This is a genomic window from Deltaproteobacteria bacterium (genome assembly GCA_016874755.1).
Taxonomy (GTDB): Bacteria; Desulfobacterota; Binatia; order UBA9968; family UBA9968; genus DP-20.
Genome location: VGTH01000043.1, coordinates 24,559 through 47,523, shown reverse-complemented (window position 1 = coordinate 47,523; position 22,965 = coordinate 24,559). Strand labels below are relative to the sequence as shown.

20 protein-coding genes are annotated in these 22,965 nt (G+C 58.3%); 14 read left to right on the top strand and 6 right to left on the bottom strand.

Going from position 1 to position 22,965, the window contains the following annotated elements:
• Window positions 1-144 precede the first annotated feature (144 nt).
• The 11 genes from FJ145_21275 to FJ145_21225 all read left to right on the top strand — a co-directional run bounded on the left by FJ145_21275 (window position 145) and on the right by FJ145_21225 (window position 13,433).
• Window positions 145-1,254: an ABC transporter substrate-binding protein gene (locus tag FJ145_21275; protein ID MBM4263938.1), complete on the top strand. Its 1,110-nt coding sequence runs from the start codon at window positions 145-147 to the stop codon at window positions 1,252-1,254.
• An 89-nt stretch (window positions 1,255-1,343) separates the two neighbouring features.
• Entirely contained in the window at window positions 1,344-2,459 is a 1,116-nt protein-coding gene (locus FJ145_21270) for a hypothetical protein (GenBank protein MBM4263937.1), read from the top strand.
• Between the two features lie 265 nt (window positions 2,460-2,724).
• Window positions 2,725-3,561, top strand: coding sequence for a formyltetrahydrofolate deformylase (gene purU, locus FJ145_21265; GenBank protein ID MBM4263936.1), 837 nt, complete (start codon window positions 2,725-2,727; stop codon window positions 3,559-3,561).
• A gap of 141 nt (window positions 3,562-3,702) precedes the next feature.
• Window positions 3,703-5,148 carry a UbiD family decarboxylase gene (locus FJ145_21260; GenBank protein MBM4263935.1) on the top strand — a complete coding sequence of 482 codons (1,446 nt, stop codon included), beginning with the start codon at window positions 3,703-3,705 and terminating at the stop codon, window positions 5,146-5,148.
• A 385-nt stretch (window positions 5,149-5,533) separates the two neighbouring features.
• Window positions 5,534-7,831, top strand: coding sequence for a xanthine dehydrogenase family protein molybdopterin-binding subunit (locus tag FJ145_21255; protein MBM4263934.1), 2,298 nt, complete (start codon window positions 5,534-5,536; stop codon window positions 7,829-7,831).
• A gap of 196 nt (window positions 7,832-8,027) precedes the next feature.
• A complete protein-coding gene (locus tag FJ145_21250; GenBank protein ID MBM4263933.1) occupies window positions 8,028-8,426 on the top strand; it encodes a heme-binding protein in 399 nt (132 codons plus the stop codon).
• A 150-nt stretch (window positions 8,427-8,576) separates the two neighbouring features.
• Window positions 8,577-9,893 carry a 4Fe-4S dicluster domain-containing protein gene (locus FJ145_21245; protein ID MBM4263932.1) on the top strand — a complete coding sequence of 439 codons (1,317 nt, stop codon included), beginning with the start codon at window positions 8,577-8,579 and terminating at the stop codon, window positions 9,891-9,893.
• Window positions 9,894-10,457: a hypothetical protein gene (locus FJ145_21240; protein ID MBM4263931.1), complete on the top strand. Its 564-nt coding sequence runs from the start codon at window positions 9,894-9,896 to the stop codon at window positions 10,455-10,457.
• A 117-nt stretch (window positions 10,458-10,574) separates the two neighbouring features.
• Window positions 10,575-11,237, top strand: a complete 663-nt coding sequence (locus FJ145_21235) for a 4Fe-4S dicluster domain-containing protein (protein MBM4263930.1) — start codon at window positions 10,575-10,577, stop codon at window positions 11,235-11,237.
• 111 nt (window positions 11,238-11,348) lie between these two features.
• Complete coding sequence (locus tag FJ145_21230) at window positions 11,349-12,074, top strand: enoyl-CoA hydratase/isomerase family protein (protein ID MBM4263929.1); 726 nt, start codon at window positions 11,349-11,351, stop codon at window positions 12,072-12,074.
• A 39-nt stretch (window positions 12,075-12,113) separates the two neighbouring features.
• A complete protein-coding gene (locus FJ145_21225) occupies window positions 12,114-13,433 on the top strand; it encodes a methyltransferase domain-containing protein (GenBank protein ID MBM4263928.1) in 1,320 nt (439 codons plus the stop codon).
• Here the strand turns inward: FJ145_21225 and FJ145_21220 are convergent.
• The 3 genes from FJ145_21220 to FJ145_21210 form a co-directional block, all read right to left on the bottom strand.
• A complete protein-coding gene (locus tag FJ145_21220) occupies window positions 13,430-13,954 on the bottom strand; it encodes a hypothetical protein (protein ID MBM4263927.1) in 525 nt (174 codons plus the stop codon). The genes FJ145_21225 and FJ145_21220 overlap by 4 nt on opposite strands.
• A 25-nt stretch (window positions 13,955-13,979) precedes the next feature.
• Window positions 13,980-14,204, bottom strand: a complete 225-nt coding sequence (locus tag FJ145_21215) for a hypothetical protein (GenBank protein MBM4263926.1) — start codon at window positions 14,202-14,204, stop codon at window positions 13,980-13,982.
• A 99-nt stretch (window positions 14,205-14,303) separates the two neighbouring features.
• Window positions 14,304-15,122 (bottom strand): p-hydroxycinnamoyl CoA hydratase/lyase, encoded by an 819-nt coding sequence (locus tag FJ145_21210; protein ID MBM4263925.1) that lies wholly within the window; start codon window positions 15,120-15,122, stop codon window positions 14,304-14,306.
• A 119-nt stretch (window positions 15,123-15,241) separates the two neighbouring features.
• On the opposite strand from FJ145_21210, the gene FJ145_21205 reads away from it, so the two are divergent.
• Both FJ145_21205 and FJ145_21200 read left to right on the top strand, forming a co-directional pair.
• Entirely contained in the window at window positions 15,242-16,093 is an 852-nt protein-coding gene (locus FJ145_21205; protein ID MBM4263924.1) for a phosphate/phosphite/phosphonate ABC transporter substrate-binding protein, read from the top strand.
• 12 nt (window positions 16,094-16,105) lie between these two features.
• Window positions 16,106-18,445 carry a response regulator gene (locus tag FJ145_21200; protein ID MBM4263923.1) on the top strand — a complete coding sequence of 780 codons (2,340 nt, stop codon included), beginning with the start codon at window positions 16,106-16,108 and terminating at the stop codon, window positions 18,443-18,445.
• 32 nt (window positions 18,446-18,477) lie between these two features.
• Here FJ145_21200 and FJ145_21195 read toward each other — a convergent pair whose 3' ends face one another.
• The 3 genes from FJ145_21195 to FJ145_21185 all read right to left on the bottom strand — a co-directional run bounded on the left by FJ145_21195 (window position 18,478) and on the right by FJ145_21185 (window position 21,857).
• Window positions 18,478-19,605, bottom strand: coding sequence for a response regulator (locus FJ145_21195; GenBank protein ID MBM4263922.1), 1,128 nt, complete (start codon window positions 19,603-19,605; stop codon window positions 18,478-18,480).
• Window positions 19,602-20,468, bottom strand: coding sequence for a response regulator (locus FJ145_21190; protein ID MBM4263921.1), 867 nt, complete (start codon window positions 20,466-20,468; stop codon window positions 19,602-19,604). The genes FJ145_21195 and FJ145_21190 overlap by 4 nt, the downstream gene beginning before the upstream one ends.
• Window positions 20,469-20,600: 132 nt before the next feature.
• Window positions 20,601-21,857, bottom strand: a complete 1,257-nt coding sequence (locus FJ145_21185; protein ID MBM4263920.1) for an MFS transporter — start codon at window positions 21,855-21,857, stop codon at window positions 20,601-20,603.
• Window positions 21,858-21,977: 120 nt separating this feature from the next.
• Here FJ145_21185 and FJ145_21180 point away from each other — a divergent pair, with 120 nt between their 5' ends.
• Window positions 21,978-22,955 (top strand): ChaN family lipoprotein, encoded by a 978-nt coding sequence (locus tag FJ145_21180; GenBank protein MBM4263919.1) that lies wholly within the window; start codon window positions 21,978-21,980, stop codon window positions 22,953-22,955.
• The last annotated feature ends 10 nt before the right edge of the window (window positions 22,956-22,965 follow it).

The following is a 22,965-nucleotide window of genomic DNA, read 5'->3' as shown; positions in this document are numbered from 1 at the left end:
AGCATCGGCGAATCAAACCGAACGATCTGCGCTGATGCCTTCGCTCCTCCAGAGTTCCACTTCGATCGACACAGTGTCATGGGTTTTCCTCGTCGCATGCATAATTCGGGCTAGGAAGATTATTGGTGTCGAGTATCATCCGTCATGCCGGGTAAGGCCGGCATCCACACATGGCTCATGTTGCACGATGACAAAGTGGATTTCGGCCTACGCCGGCATGACGGAAGAGGAGAACGTATGTTGAATCTGTCAGTAGTTTTGCTTTTAATTTTGAGCCTTCTGAGCTTTCGCAAGGAAGCATCCGCCGCAGCGGCCCCCGGCAAGAAACTCGTTATCGCCTACGCCGCCATGAATGCGCGGGTCTGCCCGCTTTGGGCGCCCAAGGAGCGCGGCTTGTTCACCAAATACGGCTTCGATGCGGAGCCGTTGTTTGTGCGTGGCGCGCCGACTTTGGTTTCCGCGATGGCGTCCAACGAAATCGAAGTAGGTTACACCGGCGGCACCGCGGTCATCGGCGCGGTGGCTTCAGGTTCGGACTTGAAGGTGCTCTCGGCGCTGACCAATCGGGTCACCTATGAAGTGGTGGCGCGGCCCAACATCAAGACGGCGGAGGACCTGCGCGGCAAGAAGTTTGGCGTCCAGGCTATCGGCGGCACGGTATGGATGGGCGCGATTCTGGCACTCGAACATCTCGGCCTCGATCCCGATCGTGACAAGATCGCGATTATCGCCGCGGGCGATCAATCGGTGTTGGCTCAAGCCGTGGCCCAAGGCACGGTGGACGCGACCGTCCTCGACGGCGTGCAGGCGCGACCCTTGGCGGCTAAGGGGCTGAACATTCTAGCCGATTTGGGCAAGCTCAATCTGCCTATCTTGAGCTCGTCCATCGTTGCACGCGACCCCTATATTCAGAAAAATCCACAAATGGTGGAGAACGTCATCAAGTCGGTGATCGAAGGCGCGGCATTTTGCTTGTCGGCCAAGGAAAAGCCTAACACCCTCAAGATCCTACAAAAGTATTTGCGCGTTTCGGAGAAAGACGCCGAGGAAGGCTACCGCGACATGGTGAGCGGTCTCGATCGTAGGCCTTATGCCAATCCCGCCGGCGCGACCAACGTGATCCGTCTGATGAAGCGCAGCAACCCGAAAGTCGAAAACGTCAAGCCCGAAAACTTGATCGACGATCGCATCATGAAACGGCTCGATCAGAGCGGATTTATTGACGAAGTGCTGAATCGGTATGGCGTGAAATGAGCGTCTAGCGTTTGGGGTCTGGCGTTTTCGTTCGGTCCCCACGCTAAACACAAGACGCTGGACGCTAGACGTTCCGTTCGGAGGTTCCCATGTACATCGACGGCGACAGCCACTATTGGCCGCTACGTTTTATCGACAAGGTTAAGCACCCTGGTAAGGGACATGTCGAAGTCGTCGAAGACAAGGGCGACATGGTGCGCTACGGCGAAGTGGTGCCGGGCAAAGTGGCGACGTATTATCGCGATGGCAAGAAGGTTCATTCGTTCAAAGAAGGGCGTTGGAGCATTCCGCTGCGCGCCGAGTTTATGAAGAAAGACGGTTTCGATGTCCAGGTTTTGATTCCTGACAACCGGCCGTTGATTTATGAGTGCGATCCGGAGCTGGGTCGGCAGTTGGCGCGCGCGTACAACGATACGGCGGCCGAAGATATCCAGGGCGACAATCGTTTTATCGGCTGTGCGTGGATTTATCTGCCGGATATCAAAGAATCGGTCAAAGAGCTGCGACGAGCGGTCAAAGAGCTGGGCATGAAGGCGGTTAAGTTCAACGGTGGCTGGGGCGACGGCGATCTCGACAACGAAGTGCTGTATCCGCTTTATGAAGAGATTGCCGATCTTAACATTCCGATCCTACTTCATCCGGCCGCGCGGGTGTTCGAAGCCCAACACAGCCATCCGTGGCTCGTAGGCTCGGAGCGCTACCAGGGCTATCAACATTTTCCAACCGCGTTAGGATTCCCGCTAACCTATATGGTCAGCGCGGCGCGCCTGATCTTCGGTCGTGTGCTCGATCGCTTCCCGACTTTGAAGTTCGGTTTCTTCGAAGGTGGCATCGGCTGGGTGCCGTGGCTGATGCACACCCTCGACGCCCACACGCCGAACGATGCGACGATCTCGGTGGCGGTGCAGCAATTCTTCGAAGGCAAAGAAGCCATCAAGAAAAAACCGAGCGAGTATTTCGACCAGTTTTACATCGCCTGTGTCGCCTGGGAGACCTATGTCGCCGACACCGTCAACGGCTGGCCCAATCACAACATCATCATCGGCAGCGACTTCGACCACGGTGATGCCGTGGCTACCTGGCCGCGCACAGTGCAAGTGATTAAACAAATGAAATCTCTGTCGGATGTCGACAAAGAGAAAGTGCTGGGTGAGAACGCAATGCGGTTGTTTGGGCTCGCGGAAAACGGCGCGGCAAGGCATTGAATGGCACGGTTGTTAAGCCGAACGAACGCCGGCATGCGTGAAGGGGTCGTCTAGGGGAGGGGTTGCGCGCCTCTCAATGTTTATTCAAGTATAATAACCTCAGGTTCTGTTCCTCGAGATTGGCCACCTGGCAAAGAAGCCGTTCTCAAATATCCGGTGCGAAATAAGGCTGTGATGCGAGAACTCAGGCGGCCTGTTGTTTCATATCTCACAAATCCTGTGCGATAATCGATTCGATCAAAAGTTTTGATTGGAGCCTCATTTCGTGCCGCCCCATATCCTCCGCATTGATTGCCCTGATGAGCAGGGCCTGGTTCACAAAATCACCGGCGTGCTCTTTAACGCCGGCTACAATATTCTTGATAATCAGGAGTTTGTTGATCTAGAGGCGAAGCGTTTCTTTATGCGGACGGCGTTCGAGGGGCCAACCGCGCCCGACCGTGTGGTGTCTTATTTAGAGCAGATTTTGCCGCAGGATTCCGTGGTCAAGCTGGTGTCGCAGGAGCGCCAGCCGATCGTAATTCTCGCGACTTCCGAAGCGCACTGTCTCGGCGATCTTTTGATCCGCCACTTCTCTGGTGAGCTACCGGGGGAGATTAAGGCTGTGATCGCCAATCACGAGACTCTTGGCGCGCTGGTTAAGCCGTTTGGCATCCCGTTTCACTGCGTCAGTCACAAAGACATCGATCGACCCGAGCACGAAAAACGCATTGCGGAAGTGATCGAAGGTTATCGCCCTGAATACATCGTGCTCGCGAAATTCATGCGTATTTTGACGCCGTCGTTCGTGGCACGCTACCGTAACCGCATCATCAACATCCACCATTCGTTCCTACCGGCGTTCATCGGCGCCAAGCCCTATCACCAGGCCTATCAACGCGGCGTGAAAATCATCGGCGCCACGGCGCACATCGTTACCGACGACCTCGACACCGGGCCGATCATTGCGCAGAACGTTATCCCGGTGAATCATGCCTATACGGCTGCCGCGATGGCCCAGGCGGGCAGGGACGTGGAGAAAATCGTGCTGGCGAGGGCGGTCAAGCTGGTTTTAGAGGAACGTGTATTTCTGCACGGTAACCGAACCGTCGTATTTGAATAGTCTGTCAAGGTCCGCGAAATCAGCTCGGGTCTTCAACTCGAAACCGCGGCGGCCACGGCGCCGCTTCGTTGACAATGTTTGGACCATCCGATAAAGATTTTTGCATAAAATTTTTCATAACTTAGCTAGGAGGCCAGATACATGGCGAAGGATTTAAGAACGTTTATCGCGCAGTGTGAGCGCGAGCTGCCAGGCGAGGTGATCCACATCACGAAAGAGGTGAACCCGGCCAACTACGATGTCACGGCGATTATCAAACATCTCGGGGCGCAGAAGCGGTTTCCGATCATCATCTTCGATAAGCCGTTAAACCTGAATGGCAAAGTCGGCCCGATCAAGTTGACGATGAACTGCGAGATCTCGCAGGCTAAGACGCAGATCGCGTTAGGCATGCCGCGCAACGCGACCCGGCCGGAGATGGCGGAAAAATGTTTGGAGATGGAAGAGCACCGCGTGCCGCCGACGATAATACAGAGGAAAGACGCGCCGGTGAAAGAAAACACCATGGTCGGCAAAGACGTCGACATGTACCAGATTCCGATCATGCGCCACCACGAAATGGACGGTGGACCGTATATCGTCTTGTCGACCATCACCAAGGACCGCAAGTCGGGCATCTACAACCTGTCGTATCACCGCATGGAAGTGAAATCGAAGAACTCGACGGCGCTCTACGCTTCGCCGCGCCACCTGTGGAAGATTTTCAAAGACCACGAGGACGCCGGCCTGGAAATGCCCGTCGCCACCGTGCTTGGCCATCATCCAGCGTTTCACATGGGCGCCTGCTACAGCGGGCCGTTTGAAGTCAGCGAGTACGACGTTATCGGCGGCTACCTTGGCGAACCGCTGCGCTTGGTCGCCTCGGAGACTTTTGGCGACGATCTGCTCATTCCCGCCGACGCTGAAGTCGTCATCGAAGGTGTGCTTAAACCAGGCGGCCGCGTGGTCGAAGGACCGTTCGGCGAAGCGCCGGGCTATTTGGGGCCGCAGCGCTACACCACCTGCGTGCATTACGAAGTCAAAGCGATCAACTATCGCAACGGGGCGATGTACCAATCGGTCATCACGCCGGAAGGCGACAAGCCCTGGATGGACCTGCCGCGCGAAGGTGCCTACCTGCGCCGCTGCCGCGAGGCGGTGCCCGGCGTCACCGCGGTCTGCAAGCAGGGTCGCCACGCGCACTACAATGTTTTCATCTCGATGAAAAAACTCTCCGAAGGCGATCCGGCGCGCGCCGCCGCCGCGGCGTTGACCTTCGACCATACCAAGAACGTGTTCGTGTTTGACGAAGACATCGACGTGTTCAACCCGACCGACATTCTCTGGGCCATCGCGACGCGCGTGCAACCGCACCTGCAAGTGAATATCTTGAAGCCGCTGTTCCGCGGCAACTTCTTGGATCCGTCGCTGCGCGACGAGATCAAGACCTCGGGCATGATCGTCGACGCCACTCGGCCGACCGACCGGCCGTTCTCGCCGGTGTCCAAGTGCCCCGACGAAGCGATGGCGCGCATCAAGTTGGAAGACTACGTCCCGGGTGAAGTGCTGCAGCACATCCCGATGGACCGCACGACATACTGGGCGTAGGAAGAGAAGAAAGACTCACCACGAAGACACGAAGAGCACGAAGAAAAGAATAAAGAAAATCTTATTTTCCGAATTTCGCGTCCTTCGTGTCTTCGTGGTGAATTCCGAAATTCCGATCCAACAATCCAAAATCGCAAATCCAAAATCCAAAATTCTTAAGAGGGGTGAACCATGGGTCAAGCAGTCGAAGTAACCTGTCCGTCTTGCAAGAAGGTGTTTGTCGTCAATCCCCATATGCTGGGATCGGGGATGGATTTCCATTGCCCGTACTGTGACAAATATTTCCCGGAAAAAGACAGCCCGAAGATTCGTAAGTAAATTAACGATTCCGGCCACGGCGATGTTCTCCTCTTCGCCGTGGCCTTTTTTTATTTAAAAGAGCCCTATGAAAACCTCGCACGCATTTAAGATCGCCGGCACCAGCGCGCATCGCGTCGATAGCATCGAAAAAGTTACGGGCAAAGCGGCATACACTGTCGATGTGCGGCTGCCGGGAATGGCCTATGCCAAGATTTTGCGTAGCCCGGTGGCACATGCTCGACTCGTCAAAGTCGATGCCTCCAAGGCAAAGCAATTGCCCGGCGTGATTGCGACACTGACGCGCGACGACATCAAGCAGTTCAATTTCAAATATGGCGCGACCTATAAAGACCAGTCGATCGTCGCCGTCGACAAAGTGCGCTACGTCGGCGATCCGGTCGCTGCGGTGCTGGCGGAGGATCCTGACATCGCCGAAGCCGCGCTGGAGTTGATCGAAGTCGAATATGACGAGTTGCCAAAGGTAACCAATATTGAAGAAGCCACCGCGCCGGGTGCCATGCAAGTCCATGAGGGCGGCGTTGCGCGCGCCGAGCTGCGCGGCTCGACCTACGGCGCGCCGGAGCGCTTTAACGGCACCAATATTTGCTATTACTTGACCTTTGGCCGTGAGGACGTCGACAAAGGTTTTGCCAAAGCCGATCATATTTTCGAAGACACCTTTCGTTTTCAAAAAGTCCAGCACTATTCGCTGGAGGCTCACAATAACGTTGCCTACTACGATGGCGAGAAGCTCACGGTGTGGGCGTCGTGCCAGGATCCGTTTACGCTGCGCGATCATCTGTCGGGAATTTTTCGCCTGCCCTGCAGCCGCATTCGTGTGATTGTCCCCTACGTCGGCGGCGGCTACGGCGGCAAGCTTTATGTCAAAGCCGAGCCGATTTCCGCGGCGCTGAGCTGGATGACGCGCCGACCGGTGAAGTTGCAGCTCTCGGTCAACGAAAGCTTTAAGACCGTCACGCGCCATCCGTCGCGGGTCACCGTCAAGACCGGCGTGACGAAAGACGGCAAGCTGGTTGCGCGTGAGTGTCAGGTTTACATGGACACTGGCGCCTACGCCGACGCGGGCCCGCGCGTCACACAGAAGGCGTGCTACCGTTCGCTGGGTCCTTACAAAATCCCTTACGCCAAAGTCGAAGCCTATGGTGTTTACACCAACGTCGTCCCCGCTGGAGCGTTTCGCGGTTTCGGCGCACTGCAAGTCACGTGGGCTTATGAGTCGCAGATGGACATGATGGCCGATCGTTTGGGCATCGATCCGCTCGAGTTTCGCTTGAAGAATCTCATGAAGAAAGGCGACCTTTACACGAAAGGCGACACGCCACTCGATTGCGATTTAAAAGAAGGGTTGCTCAAAGTCGCCGACGCCATCGAATGGAACAAGAAAAGCTCCCAGCCCAATCGCGCCAAAGGTCTAAGTTGCTGTATCAAAGACGCCGGCGGCACGTATAAAGTCGCCGGCGCGACCGTCAAGATGTCGTCCGACGGCAGCGTCATGCTGCTCACCGGCACGGTCGAAGTGGGGCAGGGGCCCCGCACCGCTCTTAGTCAAGTGGTCGCCGAAGAGCTGGCAATGCCTATGGACCAAATCGGTGTGGCGCAGCTCGATACCGATGTCACGCCCTACGATATTTCCACCAGCGCGAGTAGCTCGATGGTGGTCATGGGCACGGCGGTGCTGCGCGCGGCCCAGGATGCCAAAAAGCAGTTGCTCCAATGCGCCGCCAAAGTGCTTAAGCAAAAACCGGAAAAGCTGATGCTGCGCGACGGCCACGTGATTACGGCGAGCGAGCAGGCGATCCCCTACAGTAAGATCATCGTTGATTTCTTTGGCAGCAAAGCCGGCGAGATCATCGGCAAGGGCCTCTACAAAGACAAACGCAGCACGAAAGCAGTGCTGGGTTCGACGACGACGTTTTGGGAAGTCGGTTGGGGCGGTGCCGAAGTCGAAGTCGATCCGGACACCGGCACGGTGAAGCTGCTCAAGTATGTTTCTGCTTGCGACGCTGGCAAAGCCATCAATCCCGAACAATGTGAAGGCCAGGACGAAGGCGCCGTGATGTTCGGTATCGGCCACACGCTGCTCGAAGAGATGCACTACGAAGACGGCCAGCTGCTCAACGGCAACCTGGTCGATTATCGCGTGCCGACGTTTGAGGATGTCCCTGAGAAACTGCAAACCATCCTGTTAGAGAACGGCAACGGACCGGGGCCGTTTGGTTCGAAGGGCATCGGTGAAGGTGGGCTCTTGCCGGTGGCATCGGCCGTGGCGAACGCGGTATCGCGCGCCGTCGGCGTGCGCATTCAGGACTTGCCGCTGACGCCGCCGAAGGTGTGGCAGGCGCTGCAAGCCAAGCGCGGCTAGACGGCGCGCGGTTTCGGGTTTCGAGTTCCGGGGTTCGCGTTTTCGCTCTGGGGTTGACCTGGCCGCTATTGGGCCAGCGTTTGGAGCCTCAGGTTTCCGTTTTGATCCTTTTGCATCCTGCGTTTCCCTTGCCGTTTCTAAGCGTTTCTGGCTTAGTAGGGGTCATCATAGGGCCTGACGAGGCAGCGACTTCGACATGGCTATCCCTGGAGAAAAAGCGATTCAAATGGTGCGCAGCGCGCACGCGCAGGCGGCGCAGTTGGAGATCGCCGTCACAGCGGTGGTGGTCGATCAAAGCGGACGCATGATCGCGCTGGGGCGCATGGACAAGGCGCGGCCGATTACGGTGGAAATCGCGCTCAACAAAGCCTACACCGCGGCGAGTTTTCAGCAGCCGACCAAAGATCTCTCCAACGTTGCCAATCAAGCATGGTTTCAAAGTCTGGTCGTTTCAAGCAGCGGCAAGGTCATGCCCGGCGGCGGTGCCGTACCCGTTGTCGAGGGCGGCAACGTCGTCGGTGCCATCGCCGTATCGGGCGGCACCGACGATCAGGATCAAAAATGCGCCGAAGTGGCGCTGGCGAGTTATCAATGATGAATTATGAATTATGAAAGCGGAAACGCGGAAAGCGGAAACTTCGGAGGTCGCCCAACTCCGAGTGAATATTTCCGCTTTCCGTTTTCCGCGTTTCTGCTTTCCTTCATCCTTCCGTTTTCATAATTCACAATTTTCTCTGGAGGACTCATGTCCAAAGCAGAAAAAATCGAACCGGAAATAAAAGCCGATTCCAGCAAGGAATTCGCCACTCCCTATCTCGGCCGCACGGTGCGCATCGTCGACAAGTTCGAAAACGTCGACATGAACCAATCGCCGCATCCGAAAAATCAGCGCGGCGAGTTGGGCAAGCCGCTATTCAACTGGTACCACAACACGGTCTCGAAAGATCCGCTGACGCGGGTGTCGGCGCCGAACCACTTTGCCGACCGGCGCCATTTCTTGAGCACGGTGGTCAACCAGGCAGCCAAGGGCAAAGTCAATCCGCAGAAAGTTTCCGTCGACGATCCGCAGGCGATGGCGCGCCATATCAAAGCGGTCGCCAAGTACATGGGCGCCGACATTTGCCGCATCGCCAAGACCCATCCAAACTATCTCTATGCACCCGGTGGGGGTCGCTACGTCCAGGACGGCACGGCGAAAGATGATTTTCAGAGCGATTCTGTCGAAGACATGGCGCGCCGGTTTCCTTACATCGTCGTCGCCACCACGGCTTGGGATTACAACAAGCTGCAAGCACATCGGCATCTGATCGGCGACGCGGCGTATCACATCTCGCAGATCAAAGGGAACATGATCCTCAAAGCCCTGGAAGGCTACATCAAAGAGTTGGGCTACAACGCACTGCGCGGCGTGGCGGTGCCACAGGCGGCGGGCATCGCGTCGGGTGTCGGTGAGCTGGGGCGCAACGGTCTGGTCATCAGTAAAGAGTTCGGCGCACGCGTCCACATGCCCGATCCGATTGTCACCGATCTGCCACTCGAGGCCGACGAACCGATTGACATCGGCGTCGATGATTTCTGCAAGATCTGCCGCAAGTGCGCCAACACCTGTCCGACCAACAGCATCCCTGTTGGCGACAAGGTCGTCCACAACGGCGTCGAAAAATACAAGATCAACTGGCTGACCTGTTATAAGCTGCGGCCTTACGTGCACGACTACTGGGGCAGCTGCCTGACCTGCGCCGCGGTTTGCCCGTACACCAAACCGAACGTGTGGTGGCACCATCTAGCTACCTGGTCGCTGCACAACTCTCCTTACAGCGCGCGGCCGCTGGTGGTGAAATTTCTCAAATGGATCGATGACAAATTCTGGGGATTGGCGCGCACAGCTCGCGTTACCTGGCTGGGTTATGACTCGGGCATCAAGCCGGGCGAGCACGCTTGCACGGTGGCCGGCTGCACCGCGTCCCATGACAAGGCAGGTTCCGGCGCCGTTACGGGCAGCACCGGCTACTACGCGCCGCTCAAAGAAAACACCAACCGTTTCGTTAAGCGGGAACCGTAAGTGGCCTTCAAGTTTCCCTGGTCGAAAGAATCTCACGGCGACGATCCCTACTGGGATTTTTTCGTCAACACGCAGCCCGCTGACATGACCAACACGGTCATTGAACTCATTCGCAAGGCGCCGCCGGGCAACGTCTTTCCGACGAAGACCGAGCTGCACACGCCGGCGATCACGGCGAGCCACGTCAAAGGCATGGCTCTGTATTTCGGTTCGGAGAGGACCGGCATACTTGCGCTCGGTGACGGCGCACCGGACAACGCCGAAAAATTCCCCTTCGCCATCCTGTGCGCGGTGCGCGACGACTATGACGCGCGGAGCGCCAAAGGCATCGGCGGCCAAATGCCAGTGCAGAACGGCTTGTTTATCACGTTCGTGTTGAGCTCGTGGATTCGCGAATTAGGCTTTCGAGCGAAAATTGTGCGCGATCACGATTTCGACGCCATGGCTGGAAAAGCCGGTATGGGAACTCTGAATGGCAACGGCAGATTAGTGACGCAACAATTCGGAACCAATATCTATGTCGCCGACGCGGTCTACACAGACATGCCGATGAAAGCCGACTAGCGCGGCGCTGGCGCGCGGTGCGATTCCAAATTCCAGATTACAGATTCCAAATTGGCTCGGCTGATCGCGTGAATAAATCTGGAATCTGTAATTTTGCATCCTGAGCGAAGCGAACCTATGCCCTACGTAATCACCGACCTCTGCACCAACGACGGCGCTTGCGTCGAAGTTTGCCCGGTGGCGTGCATTCATACCAAACCCGGCGCGCCGCAATTCTATATAGACCCCGAAGTCTGCATCGACTGCGAGCAGTGTGAGATTGTCTGCCCGGTGGATGCGATTTTCAAAGACGTCGATATCCCGGCGAAGTACACCGACTTCATTGAAGTCAACGCGGCTTTCTTCCGCCAGAACAAGGCCGCCATCGGGCCAGTGCCGTTCGAGACGGCCTGGGCGATGATCAAGTCTGCGCACGAATATGCGCAGATGGTCGGCGCTGCGGTGACTGCGGTTGTCGTCGATGAAGCGGGCGCGCCGATCGCCGTCGGCAAGATGGACAAGGCCGATCCGATGACGGCCGAGTTGGCATTTAACAAAGCCTATACGGCCGCCGCGCTGCACGTCGCCACTGCGACACTAACGGCGCAGGCACGCGACCCGCAGATGCGCAGCTTGTCGATTGCTTCGCGCGGCAAGATTTTGCCTGCCGTCGGCGCGCTGCCGATTATCAACGGCGTGACCATTGTCGGTGCCATCGGCGTTGCCGGAATGGCTCGGCCGGAACAGGACGGGCTGTGCTGCCGCGCGGGGCTGTCGGTGTGGGAAAACGCGGGGCATTAGTTCGGAATGTCTCGCGCAGAGGCGCGGAGCGCGCCAAGTAAAGACTGTAGGGGCGGGTCTGAGACCCGCCCTGTTTGTTAGAGCGGTTCACTTCAGTCGGAGGAGAATCCTATGGCAGACCCGATTCTCAAACAAAAAGACGGTGACATCACAACCATCACACTCAATCGTCCTGAAGACGGCAACAAACAGTCCGACGACACTTGGGCGCAATGCACCGAGATGCTCAACACCGCGGCGAAAGAGTCGCGGGCGATCGTCTTTCGCGGCGCTGGCGCTGACTTCTGCTTAGGACGGGCGGCGATGGGGCAGGCCGGGCCGGTGCTCGAAGCCTATCAGGTGCGTGAACGGGCCGATATTATTTTCAATCTCTACGGCGCCTTTCGCAATTCCAAAGTGCCGATCATCGGCGTCGTGCAAGGCCGCGCCTCAGGGTTAGGCTGCGCGTTGGCAGCGCTGTGCGACATTACTTTAGCGAGTGACAAAGCGCGTTTTTCGTTTCCCGAGATGGCGCACAAGATCATGCCAACGATTGCCTTCTCGGCGTTGGTCGATCGCATGCCGCGCAAGGCCGCGACGTTTATGATCTATTCGACGCAGGAGATCGATGCCCATAAGGCTTTGAGCTTCGGGTTGGTCAGCAACGTAGTTGCCGCAGGTGAACTGCAAGGATCGGTCACGACTCTCGTCGATCATTTCAAGAAAGGACCGATGGCGGCGATCCTTGCGGCCAAAGAGTACGCGCGTCAAGCCTTCGATATGAGTGTGCCGGCCGCCACCGACTACGCGCGCAGTTTGCATGCGACGGTGAATAGTTATTCGGGCATGCGTGGATGAGAATAATAGGCAATAGGCATTTGAAACCAACAAAGAATCATGACGCAAAGCTTACCACTTGAAGAACGCCTCACGCAGTTGCTCACTCATCTTGGTATCGAGCGCGCTCATTGGGCGGCGTGCATGCCGCGCGATTGGCAAGGGTTGGTGGCGAAACAGCCGGAGTCTATCGCGTCACTGACGCTGCTCTGTCCGATGGGGATCAACGTCGGGCTGCTCTCGTCTGAGTCTTTGCCGGTTCTCTGTATTAGCGGCGACAAGGGACGCTCGGCTCAGGAGACACAGCGGGCCGCCAAGGATGTGCCGCAAGCGAAGATCGTCACACTGCGCGATTACTTCAGTCCGTCCTGGGCGGACGCAGCGAAGGACCGCGGCGAAGAAGTGGATCGGGCAATCAGCGAATTCATCATCGGCCTGCACGCGAAATTGCAACCGGCATCTCTGACCAAAGGTTCCGGTGAGTTTGCCGAGATCGTTTACAGCATTCACGGCAAAGGTCAGCCGTTGGTTCTCATGCCGCTGGCGCTGTCGCCATCGCAATGGGATCCGTTGATTGCGCGCCTGGGCGACGAGTTTTGCACTATAACGCTTAGCGGCCCGCACTTGGGCATGGTCGCCCATCTCGAAGCTCGGGCGCAGTCCGGCTACATGCGGGTGATCGATACGCTGATTGCGGAAATTGGGCTTGCGCCCGGGCAATCGATCCTTGAAATTGGCTGTGGACCGGGGGCGATCGTGCGCCGGCTCGCCAAGAAAACCGCGGGGCAGAATCGCATCGTCGGCGCCGACGTCAATCGCTACTTGATGCGCGAAGCAGCGGCTCTCGCCAAGCGCGACGGCGTGGCGCAGTGGATCGAGTTTCAAGAGGGCAACGCTGAGAAGTTGCCGTTCGCCGACAATAGTTATGACGTCGCGATGGCCTGCACCGTCATGGAAGAGGGCGACGCCGATCGCATGATCGCCGAATTGACGCGAGTTACCAAGCCGGGTGGCCGGGTTGCGAACGTCGTGCGCTCCATCGATATGCCGCGCTGGGTCAATTTACAGCTGTCGGCGGCACTGAAGTACAAAGTCGAAGCGCCGGGTCTGGTGGGCGGCAATGTCAATGCCGAAGGGTGTGCCGACATGAGTCTGTATAGACGCATGCACGCCGCCGGGCTGTGCAACATCGCTAAGATGCCGCAGTGGGCGAGTCATCACGGCGGGGAGCGTTTACAATACATGCAGGATCGCATCGCAGGTGTGTTGAGCGCGGATGAGTTAGTCGAATGGCGCGCTGCCATAGCTCAAGCTCAGGCTGAGGGCAGCTTCTTTATGACCGAGCCGTTTCACTGTGCAGTGGGCAAGAAAGCCAGCTAGAACTCGACGCTGTATTCCATCCCTTGCTGATTGACGCAGCGGCCGAAGCCGTTGCCGGTGTAGGCGGAGCCGATCAAGTAGCAGCGCATACTCGTGCGCCGGTCGCTCTCCAGAAAAGCCGTCCAAAAGAATAGCGGTCCGCTCACCACCGTGGCAGCTTTCCCCGGGGGCGCGTTGAATTGCTGGCCGCTTGCCGACTCGCCGGTTGCATAGGAGTGGCCGAGCAAGCTTGAGAAGACGTTGCCCGCGGCCGATAGATCGGGACCGTCCCATTCGATGGAGCCCCGGCCGAAGGCTTTTTCGTAGCCGTCGACAAACGTGGTGCGGTCGACTTTGAAAAAGGTTCCGAACAACACTTCGCCGTCAGGCCGCGCCACTCGTATCAAACCGCGGCCTTCTCGCCCGTGGCGGTAGCGGCCGTGCAACTGCTCGCCGTCGCGCGCATGCATTTTAAGCGTATAGCTGCAGCCGCTCGACCACACGCACGCGAGCAGCAAGACTAGGAGCGACCATCGGCTCATGGTTAGTTCCGCAAGGGTGGGCAATCTACTTATCCCAAATGCGCTCGATGATTTCGATTTGCCGCTCGCTCAGCTTGCGTCCTTGATCGACCTGTTTGGCGACGCTGGCGATAAAGTTGCGCTCCCAATCGGTATATTTGGGATCGTGCTGTTCGTCGCGCAGGCAAGCGACGAGATATTCTCCGCGGGATTTTTCTTTTTTAGGTTGCTCAGGAGCTTTGTTGCTGCTCCGCACCAGTTTTAGCGCCATCGAAACTGTCCACTCCTTGGAAAATTACCGCGCGCAGCCAAAGCGTAGCGTTGCGCCCTTACGTTAGACGAATTCGCCGAACGAATAAAGCAATGAAAATCACTCTTCTTCCAATTTCATCGTGCCGGAAACCGGGCGCAGCTTTTTCTGGACGAACTGTTCCAAGCCCGGCCGGCCGCCTTGCTCTCGGACGATGCGCTCGGAAATGAAATTAGAAAGCGTAAAACCGATATCGAGGGAGGCGTTGCGGCTGAGATACCAAGCCTCTTTGACGGCTTTCAATGCCCGCGGGCTTTTTTCGGCAAGGACTTTGGCGAATTCGTCGACTTCTTTGTCCAGTTCGGCGCTCGGCACCACCTTGGAAACCAAGCCGATACGTTCGGCTTCTTGAGCCGACATCATCTTGCCGGAGAGCGCGTAGTAGAGCCCGTGCTTTGCCTGAAGGTAGTTGGACAAAATCGGCGTGGTTTCGCCGGCGGGGAAATGGCCGAAGTTGACTTCGGGAAGACAGAACTTGGCGTCGTCGGAGGCGATCGCAACGTCGCAGCCGACCGTGACGGTGAGCGCTCCGCCGAGGCACCAGCCCATGATCTTGGCGATCACCGGCTGGGGCAGATTTCGCAATAGCTCTGTGCGCCATTTGCGCACCTTGTCGCGGACTTCATCTTTCACCCACTCGGGCTGGGACTCCATCTCCAGGCCGTATTGCTTCAAGTCTTGGCCGGCGCAGAAGTTGCCGCCGGCGCCGGTGATGATGACGACGCGGGTCTCTTTGTCGTAGCGCAGCTCGGTTAGCACCTGGTACATCTCGCGGTGTAGCTGCGGGCTCATGGCGTTGCGTTTTTCCGGGCGGTTGAACGTGATGGTAGTAATGCCGCTTTCCTTGGTAACTAAGAGGGTTTGTAGATCTTCGGCCATGGGTTGTTTCTCCCTTCGTGTTTCCTGTCATCGCCCAGACCCGATCGAGAAGCAAGAGCTGAAAACATTGCCAGGCCCTAAGGAGTGCGCGATAATGGCAGCCGGAAAGGGGACGATTCATGAGGAAGCTCGCGATCAATTGGATTGTGTTCGCCGTCATGATCCTAACGCTGGGCGCGGGCCGAGTGGCGGCGCAGGAAACGCCGTTTCTTTTGGGGGTGCTCCCCAACGTCAGCGCCCGGGTGATTCTCGCAAACTACCAACCGGTGCGCAGCTATTTCGAGCGCGAGTTGAAGCGCAGCGTCGAGATTGTCACTGCCGCCGATCTGCGCGCTTTCGGCGAAGCGACGCTGCGCGGCGATTATCACATGATTGTCACCGCCGCCAATCTCGGTCGAGTCGCTCAGTTGGACGGGAAGTGGGAACCCATCGCGATTTACGAACCAGCCATCCCAGCATTGCTGATTGCCGGCAGCGACAACAGCAACTCTTCAGTGGAGCAATTGCGTGGCAAAACCTTGGCCGTGGCCAATCCGCAGTCGCTGGTGGTTTTACGCGGCCTGCAATGGCTGCGCGAACAGGGCTTGCAGGATGGGCGCGATTTCAAGATGCTGCGCGCCAACAACGATGACAGTTTAGGTTCGATGATCCGTTCAGGAGAGGCGCCGATGGCGATGATGAGCCTGGGCGAATTTCGCCAAATCGGCGAAGACATCCGCAAGTCGCTCAAGGTCGTTACCGAGATCGCCAAAGTGCCGGGCTTTCTCGTGATGCTCAATCCGAAGCTCGACAGCGCCGAAAAACGCCGGATTCAAACCCTGGTGCTCAAGCTGCCGCAGGACAGTGAGGGCAAGAAATTTTTTGCGCTTTCGGGATTCGCCAACATTCGTGAAGTGACCCGCGCGGAATTGGAGTCCCTCGATCCGTTCGTCGCGGCGACGCGCGCCGGTTTGGCGCCAGCCCCAAAATAGTTCTTTCATTTTATGTGGCACCGACTCAGCTTTCGCGCAAAGCTGGTCTTGTCGGGTGTCTTGGTGCTTGTCGCCGCAATCGCTCTGCTCACCTGGAACACGGTCCGGTTGATCGACGATTATGTCCTCAAGCGGTTCCAAGAACGGGTCAGACAAGATCAGCCGATGTTTAACGCCGCCCTATCGGGGCCAATGGCACAGCGCGACTATGCCACGGTCCAGGCGATTCTGCGCGAGGCGCGCTCGGCGCAGGGTTTCGCCTATCTGATCGTGTGCGACACCGCGCAGCGCTTCATCGCCTACGAGGGCTGGCAGCCTTCGGAAGGTTTGCCCAATGTGGCAATGGCGCAGCCCTCCGTTGGCGTCAATGGCAGCAAGCGGTTCGACTTCGACATGCCGCTTCAGCTAGCGGGCCAGCCCCTGGGTCAACTCAAATTTGGGCTTGACGCCACGGTGATCGACGAAGCGCGCGACCAGCTGTTGCAGCGCGCCCTGATTGTCGGGGTCGGTTGCCTGTTCTTGTTTTCGCTGCTGTTGGCGGCGGTGGCGTTTTTCTTGACCCGGCCGTTGGCCAAGCTGGCGGCAGCGAGCCGGCAGATCAACGCCGGCAATTACAACATTGACCTTGCTCCCGCCGGACAGGATGAAGTCGGCGCGCTGACGGAGGACTTTCGCCGCATGGCGGCGGAGGTGGAGCGCCGTATGGGCGAGCTCACCGCCAGCGAAGCGCTGCAGCGCCGTTATCGCGCCGAAGCCGAACAGCGGGAGGCGGAATTGGTCGTCGCGAACCAGGCCAAGTCCAGTTTCCTCGCCAACATGAGCCATGAGATCCGCACGCCAATAAATGGCGTTATCGGCATGAGCGATCTGCTTTCGCGCACCTCGCTAAGCACTGACCAGTCGGAGTACGTCGATACCATTCGTTTGTGCGGTAGCGGCTTGTTGACGGTGATCAACGATATTCTGGATTTCTCAAAGATCGAGTCTGGCAACATGGTGTTGGAGCTGGCCCCCTTCAATTTGGCTGACTGCATCGGGTCGGCGTTTCGCATCGTCGGCGCCTCCGCAAGGGAAAAGCAGGTCGAGCTGCGTTACGGAATAGCGGCGGAGGTAGCGCAAGCGATCGTCGGCGACGCGACTCGCTTGCGGCAGGTGCTCATCAATCTGGTGGGCAACGCGATCAAGTTTACCGAACGCGGCGAAGTCTTTGTCCAGGTTGCGCGCGCGGTGCACGATAGCGAGGTTTTGGAATTCGCCGTGCGCGATACCGGCATCGGCATCGACGAAGCTGCGCAGCGTGAACTGTTTCAACCGTTTCATCAAGTCGACGCCAGCACGGCACGGCGCTACGGCGGCACTGGCCTTGGGTTAGCCATTAGCAAGCGCCTGGTGGAGCTGATGGGCGGAGCGATCGGCGTGGAGAGCACGCCGGGCAAGGGGTCGACGTTTCGCTTCACCCTTCGTGTCGCAAACGCAACGCCGCAAGCGTTGGCGGTGGCGCCGGTGGCCATCAAGGGCTCCGAGCGCAAGCGCTTGGACCACCTTCGTGTTCTAGTGGCTGAAGACAACGCGATCAACCTGCGCTTGCTCTCGTTAATGCTTGACCAGCTGGGTGTGCGAGCGGATTTTGCCGGCAATGGTCGCGAAGTGCTCGACCGCCTAAATGCAAACGCTTACGACGTGATTTTGATGGACGTTCAGATGCCGGAGATGGACGGTTTAGCGGCAACGCGGCGCATTCGCGCGTCGGGAGGCAACCCGATTTCGCCCTTTATCATTGCGGTTAGCGCCAATGTGCTGCCGGCCGATCGGCAGACTTACCTCGCCGCCGGCATGAACGGTTTGCTCAGCAAACCGCTTACTTTGGCGCAGCTGCGTACCGCGCTCGGCGACGCCGGCGCGGCGCGCGGCGATGGGAGCGAGGGCAGCGGCGCTAGCAACAAGCCGGCGGAGCTCGTCGGCGGTGACCTGATCGATTGGCAGCACTTTGCAGAGGTCTCAGCGATGCTGCGCTCCTCCGGCGCCTTCGGTTCGTTGCCAGAGCTGGTGCGCGAATTAACAGCCAGCGTCGAAGCATTCGCCGCACAGTTGCGGGCGTCAAAAGCGGCAGGTGTCGATGACGCGCTGGCGCGCGCCGCCCATTCGCTCAAAGGCGCGAGCCTCGGCCTCGGCGCGCAAGCCCTCGGCCGCTGTTATGCGGAACTGCAGCAGCTGGCCAAAGCCGGCCGGCAACAAGAAATCGCCAGCCTTCTCGACGCGAACCAGCCGATGATCGAAACCTCGCTACGGTTATTGCATCAAGCCGCCGACAACCCGCCGCCGCCCTCCAGCGCGCAGCGCGACGAACTGTGACGGGCTATACTGAACTTTTTGCCGGTCTAAGCTTACGCCGGAATGGTAAAAAAGAACGAGCTGCCGCCCTCCGGGTTGGGCTCCACCCATATGCGTCCGTTCATGTGATCGACGATCTTCTTGCAGATCGAGAGCCCGATGCCGGTGCCGGGGTAGGTCTCGCGTGAATGTAGGCGTTGGAACATGACGAATATGCGCTCGGCAAACTCGGCGGGGACGCCGATACCGTTGTCGCGCACGGCAAATCGCCATTCGCATCCTTTGCGTTCCGCTGACACGTGTATTTGCGGCGCCTTGTCGCCGTGAAACTTTATGGCATTGCCGATCGAGTTTTGCAGGAGCTGTTTCATCTGGGTTTCGTTGGCCATCACGATGGGCAGCTCGTCGTGAGTGACCGTGGCGCGACTGCTCTGAATAGCGACGTCGAGATCCTCCAAGGTCTGGCTCAACGCCGTCGCCACATTGACCGGGCCCAGCGGCGCTGGGCTCGTGCCGGCCCGGCTGTACTTCAACAGATCCTGGATCAGTTGGCGCATGCGCTCGGCGCCATCGAGAACAAAGCCAATATAGTCATCGGCGGTGCTATCCAGCTTGCCGTCGTAGCGTTTCGCCAGCATCTTTGCGTAGCTCGACACCATGCGCAGCGGCTCTTGGAGATCGTGCGAGGCCACGTATGCAAACTGTTCTAAATCGCGATTGGAGCGTGCCAACTGTTCAGCTTGATGTTTGAGATCGGTTTGGCTTTGACGCAGCTCGATCATGGCGCGTCCGGCGCGGTAAAGATAACGCACATGATGACTCAGGACCGTCCAGTTAATCGGCTTGGAAACAAAGTCGGTGGCGCCCACTTGGAAAGCGCGGTTGATCGAATCGATATCGTCCAGCCCGGTAACCATCAAGATCGGGACATGTTCGCCGCGAGGTTTTTGGCGAATTGCGGCACAGGCGGCAAAGCCGTCCTGCTGCGGCATTTTGACGTCGAGGACAACCACGTCGGGTTGCTGGCGCTGAAACGCGGCCAACGCCTCATTGCCGTCGTGCGCCTCGACGGTGCGAAAACCGGCCCGTTCCAACGATTCGGTCATCAGCAGGCACATTGCCGGATCGTCGTCGGCGATGAGCACCAGCGGCTGGTTTTCCTCCTTCGACGGCTTACTCATCGTTCAAGCTCGTTGGATTCCCGGTTTAACGCTTTGAAGGCTTTGTCGTGCTCGATCAGCAGCTGAGCCAAAGATTGCCCTGCGGCCACGAAATCGTTCTGTCGCGCCACAGCCTCCATTCGCCGGGACTGCGCCGCTAGGGCGATGGCACCAACTGTGGCAGCGCTTGACTTTAGGCCGTGTGCCGCGTCTCTCACAGCCGCCGCGTCGCCGTCCCGTAGGGCTCGTTCAAGGTCATGTAATAACTTAGACGCATGAAGGAAAAACTTATTGATAACTTGGGCAACAAGATTCGGCGCATCCGGCCGCTGCAAGGCACGGATGGCATCGAGAGCCTTGCGATCGATGACCGGCTCCGACGTCAACGGCGCGCCGTCGAGTGACTGCTGCGTCGGAAAGGCCGCTGTAGGTAGAGAATCGGGTAAGTCATAGCCTGGAAGATGGTGCCGCAATATCTCGCTGAGCCCGCTCAGATTCAGCGGCTTATTGAGAAAGCCACTCATCCCCGCCAACAAACACCCCTGTCGATAATCATGCTCGTCATTGCCTGTAAAAGCGATGATGGGTGGGCTTGCTGAACCGGCGGCAAGCAACTCACAGCGAATCAGTTGCGCCGCTTCCAGACCGTCTATGCCTGGCAGCTCACAATCCATGAGAATCAAATCGAATTTTTCCCGAGCCACGCGCTCGACCGCAGCCTCGCCGTCGCCGACGATAACCACCGCGCACGCCAACGCCTTGAGGGTTTCGGCGGCCAACACCTGGCTAATCGCAACGTCTTCGACCAAGAGAACTCTTGGCCAAAGCGGCGCCGCTTGGAGCTGCGAGCCAGGAACAGCTGGGTATGTAAGGCGCGCGTTCATGCTGCGAGCGTCGATCTTAACATACAATCAGCCAAATGCTCTCTATTTTCTCTATCCCCTGGTTATTCGCCAAAATGCGTAGGCGCTCCGAAGAATGCCAAGGTTGCTGTTGCGGCGTTGGTAACGAGCTTGTCAGCTATCTTCACTGCGCCGTCCCGAATGGCGCGTCTCTTTGACTGAAAAGGCGAGCAGCAGGGCGGTGGCGAAAGAGCAGAGGGCAAAGAGCGCGAAAGCGGCGCTGTAGGCAAAGTGTTCGGCGACGAAGGCGAACAACAGCGGGCTGACCAGGGCGCCGATCTCGCCGACCAGCCGCCAAATGCCAAAGAAGCGGCCGCGGGCGTTGGCCGGCGCCATGTCGGAGCCGATCACCTGCATGCTGCCCGAGGTCACACTGTGGCCACCGTGGACCCAGAAGAAACCGGCGATGAAACTGACGAGGCTCCAGTGCCATTGGGCCCCGCACGCGAGGAACAAAAGGCCCAGCGCGATCAGGGTAAAACCAGGCACCATCGTGGTCTTGCGGCCGAAGCGGTCCATCAAGTAGCCGCAAGAAAGCGTGACCGGTATGCCGATAACGCTGGCCGCTGTGGCGAGCCCGCCTAGCAGTTGCGCGCTGGTGCCGTAGGCAAACGTGGCGTAGAGCAGCAGCGTGCCGCCCCAAAGCACACCGCGGGTCATCGACGCGAAAAACTGGGCGGGAAAAAACCCGACCAAGCCACCGTCGCGAATCATGCGCCAGAGCTCACGGTTGCTGAGCGGCGCGTCGTCATTCTGTGCGCCACGGCGATTGGCCAGAGGCGCGGTTTCTTTGACGAGAAAAAAGCTCGGGACAATTGCCAGCAATGCCAAAATGCCGTGGACGACGAACGGCGTGCGAATGCTCCACGCCGCTAAGAAACCGCCAACCGCCGGACCGATAAGGCGGCCCGAGGCTTCGACGCCTACCATGCCGGTCAGCTGCCGGCCGCGTTGGCTGCGCCGGCTACGATCGGCGACGACCGCAAGCCGCGCCTGGCGCCACATCTCCATCGCCCAACCGCCGATAAAACGGTAGACGAGCAGCTCCGGGAAAGAACTCGCGACCGCGGTGAGAATAGAGGACAGCGCCATCACCGTAGGGCCGATGAATAGCACCGGCCGCCGGCCAAATTTGTCGAGTAAAAAACCGGTGGGCAGTGCGGCGAAAAGCCCGCCCAACGCGTGTATGACGATAACCAGCGACGCGACGCCGAAGCCGGTGTCGAAGGATTTTGCGAAAACCGGGATGACTGGAGTTGCAATGCTCGCGCCTAAGGCGAAGATGAACGCCGGTGCGTAGAGCGTGAGAAATTGATCGACTGAGTAGACCGCGCGCCTATCGGGCTTCGGCTGTTCGTTGGGAGCTGCCATGGCCTATAAACTTCCCGCAGCTTGTTGCGGGCCCCACTAAATAGTTTCCAAAGACTTGCACTGAGATAACTTGAAGTGTTGCGGTCTGCAACCCGTCGTCCCGCGTGTTATCCTGCTTGTATGCGAAGGCCGTCAGTTGGTTGGATTCCCCTGTTAGGGCTGCTGAACGTTCTGTCGGCATGTTCGGCCTCCTCGTGGCAAGCCCCGCTCGGCCGCGACCACGTGCTTGTCGGTCGTATCTGGGATGTAGCGGCTGGGAAGTTTATCGACCGCCGCGATCTCGATACCCGCTTGGCACGCGCCGATTTCGTGCTGCTCGGTGAGAAGCACGACAATCCCGATCATCACCGTTTGCAAGCTGATATATTACGGACGCTGATTGGGGCTGGGCGAAGACCTGCCGTGGCGTTTGAAATGTACACCGCCGATGACGCCGACGCGATCGCGAGTCATCTGGCGCGAGCACCGAAAGATGCCGCCGGTTTGGGACCGGCAGTGAACTGGGACACGAGCGGCTGGCCGGACTGGGCGATGTACCAACCCATTGCCGAAGCGGCGCTTGGCGCAAGACAGCCGATCATTGCGGCCAATCTGTCGAATAGCACCGCACGGAAAATGAGCCGCGATGGGCAAGCCCTCGATGCGTCTTTGACACGTGAGTTGGGGTTGGATCGGCCGCTAGCCGATCCGCTGCGAGCTAGAATGGCCGCGGACATTCGCCACTCCCATTGCGGCTACGGCTCCGAGGCGAGCGTCAACGCGATGGTCGAAGTGCAGCGCGCCAGAGACGCGCAGATGGCGCGGAGTCTGATCAAGGGCGCCACTGCCGACGGCGCTGTGTTGATCGCTGGATCAGGCCATGGGCGTAATGACTACGGTGTGCCCATCTATCTCGCGGCAGCGGCGGGGAATAAGCGGGTTGTCAGCATTGCTTTTACCGAGGTCGATGAGCGTGCTGTCGATCCAGGACTGTATGCTTTGCCCGAGGACGCGGGCCGCGCGCCCTTCGATTATCTTTGGTTTACCCCGCGCGTCGACAACGAAGACCCCTGTGAGAAGTTCAAAGCGCAGATCGAGCGCCTCAAAAAGCCGCAGTGATTTTGTCCAT